At 32.5% G+C, this 7,356-nt stretch carries 4 protein-coding genes and 1 pseudogene; all 5 read left to right on the forward strand.

The window, feature by feature from the left end; translation table 11 throughout:
* The first annotated feature begins 675 nt into the window (after positions 1-675).
* The gene (locus EC396_RS10355) at positions 676-1,674 is read left to right on the forward strand and encodes a GntR family transcriptional regulator (RefSeq protein ID WP_129366631.1); all 999 of its coding nucleotides are present in this window, start codon (positions 676-678) and stop codon (positions 1,672-1,674) included.
* 4 nt (positions 1,675-1,678) lie between these two features.
* On the forward strand, positions 1,679-3,166 hold the full coding sequence (locus EC396_RS10360; RefSeq protein WP_129366632.1) for a xylulokinase: 1,488 nt from the start codon (positions 1,679-1,681) through the stop codon (positions 3,164-3,166).
* 16 nt (positions 3,167-3,182) lie between these two features.
* Positions 3,183-4,508: a xylose isomerase gene (xylA, locus tag EC396_RS10365; protein WP_129366633.1), complete on the forward strand. Its 1,326-nt coding sequence runs from the start codon at positions 3,183-3,185 to the stop codon at positions 4,506-4,508.
* Between the two features lie 68 nt (positions 4,509-4,576).
* Positions 4,577-5,989, forward strand: a complete 1,413-nt coding sequence (gene xylE, locus EC396_RS10370) for a D-xylose transporter XylE (protein WP_129366634.1) — start codon at positions 4,577-4,579, stop codon at positions 5,987-5,989.
* A gap of 103 nt (positions 5,990-6,092) precedes the next feature.
* Positions 6,093-7,356, forward strand: a pseudogene (locus tag EC396_RS10375) (transketolase); the annotation flags it as partial.

Consider the following 7,356-nt stretch of genomic DNA (forward strand, 5'->3'; position numbering starts at 1 on the left):
TTGAACAGGATAGTATTCCTAGTATAGAATATTAATTTTGATGCCTAGAGGTAATTTAATTATAAGTAGCTAATAAATATTGATACATGATTGGTTCAATTTTATAATGTTATTATAATCTACCTAGCTAGTAGTGTTGCTCGTTAATAAGAAAATAATTAAAATTTACGAATTACGGTTTTTGATTTTTCAGTTTATTCCATTTTTATTAGAACTTCCGTTCAATTTTTTTTAGAGATAAAATGGAACAAAAAAACAACCAACATTGTTTGATGTTTGTTTTTAATACATTTCTAAATGATTTGTAGAAATACTCAAAGTCGTAATTCGTTATTAATAATTAAGTTCAACACTCAAAATAAGCATAAATTCTGAGCTGTTATTAGTAGCAAAGTTTTTTAATCCGATAACAATAAAATTATTATTTAACGCAATAAAAGTCAAATTTGTAGAATATTAGAGCGCTATAATACTACAAAATAGTTTATTGATTTGGAATTTACGGTTAAATTAAAGCAATTTTGTAAAGTAGCTGTTTTGTAGTTTTCCTTATTTTATGCCACTTTAAGCAAGCCATTTTTATGATAACTTAATTTTTTGTAATATTTTTTAATATAATATGTAAATTAATATTTTTTTTCTACTTTTACAGACCACAACAGAACAGTACGCAAAATGAAAAAACAATTGACTTTTACAATCCAGCATAGAAGCGATGTTCCAAAATATCAACAGCTAGTTAATGCAATAAATGAAGCTATCGCAAAAAATATTTTGGTAATAGGTGATGAATTAGCGTCAGTTAATAGTATTTGTAAGCAACATAATTTATCAAGAGATACTGTTTTTAAGGCATATTCTGTATTAAAGGAGAACGGTGTAGTTGTGTCAGTACCAAATAAAGGTTACTATGTTGCTAGTGAAACAAAAAAAGTATTGTTAGTGTTAGATACTTTTAAAGCTTATAAGGAAGTTTTATACCATTCATTTATCAATAATTTACCAGAAAATATTATAACAGATGTTCAGTTTCATCATTATAATATAGATAATTTTAATACCATAATTACAAACAGTTTAGGTAAGTATTATAAATATGTGGTAATGGGTTTTGACCACAAGTCTGTTCCTGAAATTCTTTCTAAAATAACCAATGAAAATTTATTATTGATAGATTGGGATATACGTTCTAAACCTGAAAATAACTATGTTTTCCAAGATTTTGGAAAATCATTTTATGAAGCCTTAAAAGGAGCTTTGGATTTATTTAAAAAGTACAATAGCATTACATTCATTTATCCAACTTTTACAAATCACACAAAAGAAACCATTGTGTTTTTTGTAAAATTCTGTAAAGAGTTTTCTTTTGAATATGAAGTTATTACAGATACAAAAAACTTAATTATTAACAAGGGTACAGCTTATATAAGTGTGAGTGATCGAATTTTAGGTGAGTTTTTAGAGAAATGTAGAGATAAAGGTCTAGAGCCTGGTGTAGATGTCGGGTTTTTGTCTTACAATGAAACACCTATGAAAAAATTTATATATAAAGGTATTACGGTTGTTTCAACCGATTTTAAAGAAATGGGAACCAAAGCCGCGGAGTTTGTTACACTAGACAAACCAATGCAGTGTTATGTTCCAACCACATTAACAATTAGAGAATCATTATAAAATTATGTATTACATCGGATTTGATTTAGGGAGTTCATCAGTTAAAGCAGCTTTGATTGAGGCAAGTACAGGAAAGTCAATTGGAGTTACGCAATATCCAGAAACAGAAATGGCAATTATTGCCGAAAAAACAGGTTGGGCAGAACAAGATCCCAATTTATGGTGGAAAAATATTTGTAAAGTAACCCAAAAGTTATTGGCACAAACAGGAGTTGCCGCTACTAAAGTAAAAGGTATTGGAATTGCTTATCAAATGCACGGATTGGTTGTAGTTGATAAAAATCAGGAAGTTTTAAGACCATCAATTATTTGGTGCGATAGCAGGGCTGTTGAAATTGGAGATTCCGCTTTTAAAGGTGCAGGAGAAGCCAAATGTGTTTCTAATTTATTAAACTCACCAGGTAATTTTACGCTTTCAAAATTAAAGTGGATAAAAGAAAATCAACCAGCAATTTTTGAAAAAGTTGATAAATTAATGTTGCCAGGAGATTTTATCGCCATGAAATTAACTGGGGAAGTAACGACTACAATTTCTGGACTTTCAGAAGGAATTATGTGGGATTTTAAACAAAACAAACCAGCAGATTGGTTGTTTGATTATATGGGAATTAGCACCGATTTAATTCCAACCATTGTTCCAACATTTTCAAACCAAGGAACTATAAATAAAAAAGCTTCAGAAGAAATTGGTTTGCCTGAAGGAATTCCAGTTTTATACAGAGCTGGAGATCAGCCAAATAATGCACTGTCATTAAACGCTTTTAATCCAGGTGAAATCGCAGCTACAGGAGGAACATCTGGTGTTGTATATGCAATTACAGAAAGTACAGCCACCAAAGAAAGTTCTAGAATCAACAATTTTGCCCACGTAAATTACACAACAGAGCAGCCAAGAATAGGAAAGTTATTGTGTATAAACGGCGCAGGCATTCAATATAGTTGGATGAAACAAAATGTTGTTGCTACCACAGATTCATACAACGATATGAACAACTTGGCTTCTTCAGTTCCAGTTGGTTCAGATGGATTGCGAATTTTACCATTTGGGAATGGTGCAGAACGTATGTTGAATAGTAAAAACACAGGCGCAAGCACTTTCAATTTAAACTTCAACAAACACAATAAAGCACATTTATTAAGAGCTTCATTAGAAGGTATTGCATTTTCGTTTGTATACGGAATTGATATCCTAAAAAATGATGGTGTGAATTTATCGGCAATAAGAGCAGGTAACGACAATTTATTTCGTTCAGAAATATTTTCAAATACCATAGCAACGTTGGTAGGTACTGATATCAATATAATTGATACTACTGGAGCAGTTGGCGCAGCACGTGCAGCAGGTGTAAGTACAGGAGATTTTAAAACTTTTGATGAAGCATTTTCAGACAACGAACACGTGATGACTTATCATCCGTTAAAAGATAAAAAAGCATACAACGATGCGTATGCAATTTGGAAACAAGATTTAGAAAAACAATATAATAATTAATAAATAAAATTTAGAAATGGCAATTTTAGGTAACAAAGAATACTTTAAAGGTATTGGAGAAATTAAATTTGAAGGAAAAGAATCAGACAATCCGTTAGCATTTAAATATTACAATCCAGATCAGGTTGTAGCAGGAAAAACAATGCGTGAGCATTTTAAATTTGCAATTGCTTACTGGCATACATTCTGTGGACAAGGAGGCGATCCATTTGGACCAGGAACACAAAATTTTGCTTGGGATCAATCATCAGACCCAATTCAGGCAGCAAAAGACAAAGCAGATGCAGCTTTTGAATTTATTAGCAAAATGGGCTTTGATTATTTCTGTTTTCACGATACAGATTTAATTCAAGAAGGAGCAACCTTTGCAGAGCAAGAAAAAAGAGTAGCGCTTATTACAGACTATTTAAAAGAAAAGAAAAAAGGAAATAACATTAAATTGTTATGGGGAACAGCCAACTGTTTTTCAAACCCACGTTATATGAATGGCGCTTCAACAAATCCAGATTTTGATGTTGTTGCTCGTGCAGGTGGACAAATAAAATTGGCTTTAGATGCAACTATTGCTTTAGAAGGAGAAAACTATGTATTCTGGGGAGGACGTGAAGGTTATATGTCTTTATTAAATACTGATATGGGAAGAGAATTAGACCATATGGGACAGTTTTTAAGAATGGCTCGTGATTATGCACGTTCACAAGGATTTAAAGGAAATTTCTTTATTGAGCCAAAACCAATGGAGCCAATGAAACATCAGTACGATTTTGATTGTGCTACTGCAATTGGATTTTTACGTGCACAAGGTTTAGATAAAGATTTTAAAATGAATATTGAAGTAAACCACGCAACATTAGCACAACACACATTCCAACACGAAATAGATGTAGCTGCACAAGCAGGTATGTTAGGAAGTTTAGATGCTAACCGTGGAGATTACCAAAATGGATGGGATACAGATCAGTTTCCAAATAACATTCAAGAAACAACAGAAGCAATGTTGGTATTCTTAAAAGCAGGAGGTCTTCAAGGTGGAGGTGTAAACTTTGACGCTAAAATCAGAAGAAATTCAACAGATATGGAAGATGTTTTCTTAGCACATATTGGTGGAGCTGATACTTTTGCAAGAGCTTTATTGATTGCAGATAAAATCATCACTTCATCACCATATGATAAATTAAGAAAAGAACGTTATGCTTCATTTGATGCTGGTAATGGAAAAGCTTTTGAAGAAGGAAAGTTATCTATGCAAGATTTATACAAAATCGCACAAGAAAACGGAGAGTTATCATTAAAAAGTGGTAAACAAGAGTTATTCGAAAATATCATCAATCAATATATTTAAAAAAAGAAGAGTGTTAATTATTAATTAACACTCTTTTTTAATACAAACCTATAAACCGAACAAAACATATGGAAACATCAAATTCTAGTTATTTATTAAAATTAACCATAGTGGCAACACTAGGAGGCCTTCTTTTTGGGTATGATACAGCAGTAATTTCAGGAACAGTAAGTTCTTTAGAAAGCTTTTTTGTACTACCCTTTGGTTTAGGTGAAATGGAAGCAAATGCCAGATTAGGGTTTGTTGTTTCCAGTGCTTTAATTGGTTGTATAATTGGAGGTATTTCAGGAGGGGTAATTAGTAAAAAATTAGGTCGTAGAAATGGGTTAATTTTAGCCGCAGCTTTGTTTTTATTATCAGCTTTGGGCTCTGCAATGCCAGAAATGTTTGTTAGACCAATTGGCGAAGCAGATCATACATTTATGTATGTGTTTATAGTATATAGAATAATAGGAGGAATTGGAGTTGGATTAGCCTCAATGTTATCTCCTTTATATATTGCTGAAATTGCACCTGCAAAAAGTAGAGGTAAATTGGTTTCAATGAACCAGTTTGCTATTATCTTCGGTATGTTAATTGTTTACTTTGTGAACTATTACATCGCAAGACAAGGTGATGATATTTGGTTAAATACAGTAGGTTGGAGATGGATGTTTGCTTCGGAAGTAATTCCAGCAGGTTTATTTTTATTCATGCTATTTTTTGTTCCAGATACTCCTAGATCTTTAGTTTTAAAATCTCAACCTGAAAAAGCGTTAGATGTTTTAATTAAAGTGAATGGTGTTGAAGAAGGAAAGAAAATTTTAGCCGATATTCAAAATACAGTAGAAAGTCATTCAGGGAAATTATTTTCTTTTGGTATAACTGTGATTGTAATTGGGGTGTTGCTATCTGTTTTTCAACAATTTGTAGGTATCAATGTGGTGTTGTATTATGCTCCAGAGATTTTTAAAAGTATGGGATCTGGAACTGATACGGCTTTATTGCAAACCATTATTGTGGGTGCTGTTAATTTAGTATTTACAGTATTAGCAATTATGACAGTTGATAAATTTGGTCGTAAGCCATTAATGATTATTGGAGCAGCTGGTATGGCAATTTCTATGTTTGCTTTAGGAACAACTTTCTTTATGGAATCAGTTGGAATAGGCGCATTGGTATTTATGTTAATCTATGTTGCAAGTTTCGCTATGAGTTGGGGACCTGTTTGTTGGGTACTATTGTCTGAAATTTTTCCAAATAAAATTCGTGGAAGAGCTTTGGCAGTTGCTGTAGCAGCACAATGGATTTCTAATTACTTAGTATCTTGGACTTTCCCAATGATGGATAAAAACACCTATTTATTAGAAAAATTCAACCACGGTTTTGCATATTGGATTTACGGTGTGATGGGAGTATTGGCAATGGTATTGGTTTGGAAATTTGTTCCTGAAACAAAAGGAAAAACTTTAGAAGAAATGGAAAAAATTTGGGAGAAATAAAATTTCAACCATAGATAATTAATTAAATTCTTAGAATAATATGAAGGTATTTTCTAAGAATTTAATTGTTTATTTTATTAAGAATAAATTAATAACTAAAAAAATGAGTAACATAAATTTAAGATCAGCAGACAATATAAGAGCTTTAGCCATTTCAATGGTTGAGCAGGCAAATTCAGGGCATCCAGGAGGACCAATGGGAGGCGCCGATTTTATGCATATTTTATATTCAGAATTTTTAAACTTTGATCCAAGTGATATGTCTTGGCCATTTAGAGACCGTTTCTTTATGGATGCAGGACATTTATCAACCCTATTATATGCACAATATTATTTATTGGGTAATTATAAAAAAGAAGATATCAAAAACTTCAGACAATGGGGTTCTGTAACTCCAGGTCATCCAGAAGTTGATGTTTTAAGAGGAATTGAAAATACATCAGGACCATTAGGACAAGGACATACAATGGGTGTTGGAGCAGCCATTGCAGCTAAATTTTTAGCAGAACGTTTTGGTTATTGGATGAATCATAAAATTTACGGATTTATTTCAGATGGAGGCGTTCAGGAAGAAATTTCACAAGGAGCAGGAAGAATAGCAGGACATTTAGGATTGAACAATTTTATTATGTTCTATGATGCAAATGATGTGCAATTATCTACAATGACTGATGAAGTAACATCAGAAGACACTGCAAAAAAATACGAAGCTTGGGGTTGGAAAGTAGTAACTATTGATGGTCATAACCACGATGAGATTAGAAAAGCCTTAAAAGATGCTAATAATGAGCAAGAAAAACCAACCTTAATAATTGGTAAAACCATTATGGGTAAAGGTTGTGTTACTGAAACAGGTGCTAATTGGGAAGGACATTGTGAACTACACGGACAGCCAATTGGACATACAGGAGCCGATTTTAATGCTACCCTAAAAAACTTAGGTGCTGATGTAAACGATCCTTTTGCAAAATATGCCGATGTTGAAGCGTTTTACGCAACCCTTTTAGAAAATAAAAAAGCAGCTGCAGCAGCAAAAAAAGCTGAAATAAGCAAATGGAGAAGTGACAATCCTGAACTAGCAGAAAAGTTAGATGGCTTTTTAGCAGGAAAATTACCAGCGTTAAATTTTGAATCTATTGTTAATAAACCAGGATTGGCAACCAGAGCAGCTTCAGCAAATGTGTTGGGTTATTTAGCACAAAATGTGGAGAATATGATTGTTTCTTCAGCCGATTTATCAAACAGTGATAAAACAGATGGTTTCTTAAAAAATACACACGCCTTAAAAAAGAATGATTTTTCGGGTGCCTTTTTACAAGCAGGCGTAGCTGAATTAACAATGGCAGCCATTGCAAATGGTATTGCTT

The sequence above is a fragment of the Lutibacter sp. HS1-25 genome (assembly GCF_004121075.1).
Taxonomy (GTDB): domain Bacteria; phylum Bacteroidota; class Bacteroidia; order Flavobacteriales; family Flavobacteriaceae; genus Lutibacter.